The organism is Luteimonas lutimaris (assembly GCF_039537065.1).
GTDB classification, from domain to species: Bacteria; Pseudomonadota; Gammaproteobacteria; order Xanthomonadales; family Xanthomonadaceae; genus Luteimonas; species Luteimonas lutimaris.
Genome location: NZ_BAAAZU010000036.1, coordinates 1 through 727 on the forward strand (window position 1 = coordinate 1; position 727 = coordinate 727).

A 727-nucleotide genomic window follows, 5' to 3' on the forward strand; every position below is an offset into this window, starting at 1 on the left:
GATATTCCCCCGAGCTGCGCGAGCGCGCGGTGCGGATGGTGCTGGAGCACCAGGGCGATCACGGGTCGCAGTGGGCTGCGATCGCATCGATCGCCGGCAAGGTGGGCTGCACGCCCGAGTCGCTGCGTCGCTGGGTGCGCCAGGCCGAGCGTGATCGCGGCTTGCGCAGCGGGCCAACCACTGACGATCAGGCGCGGATGAAGGCGTTGGAGCGGGAGGTGCGCGAGCTGCGCCTGGCCAACGAGATCCTGCGCAAGGCATCGGCGTATTTTGCCCAGGCGGAGCTCGACCGCCGGTTCAAGCCATGACGGCGTTCATCGACAAACACCGCGCCATGTACGGAGTCGAGCCGATCTGCAGGGTGCTGCCGATCGCTCCGTCGACCTACTACACGCATGCGGCCAGGCAGGCCGACCCGGAACGGCAGCCGGCGCGCTGGCATCGCGACGCCGTGCTGTGCGAGCAGATCCGCCGCGTATGGGAAGAGAACTTCCGGGTGTACGGCGTGCGCAAGGTCTGGCGGCAGCTGCTGCGCGAGGGCGTGCAGGTCGCCCGCTGCACGGTTGAGCGCCTGATGCGGCAGATGGGTCTGCGCGGCGTGGTCCGCGGCAAGCCGGTACGCACCACGGTCAACGACCCGGCGCGCCCGTGCCCGCTGGACCGGGTGAACCGGCAGTTTCGCGCCGACCGGCCGGATGCGTTGTGGGTGTCGGACTTCACGTACGTC

Annotated in this window: 1 pseudogene and 1 other annotated feature; the pseudogene reads left to right on the plus strand. The window is 69.6% G+C overall.

Features of this window, described 5'->3' with window-relative positions:
* Positions 1 to 727: pseudogene (locus ABD679_RS15295) on the plus strand (IS3 family transposase); the annotation flags it as partial.
* Positions 263 to 379: a sequence feature (AL1L pseudoknot), on the plus strand. (Overlaps the previous pseudogene by 117 nt.)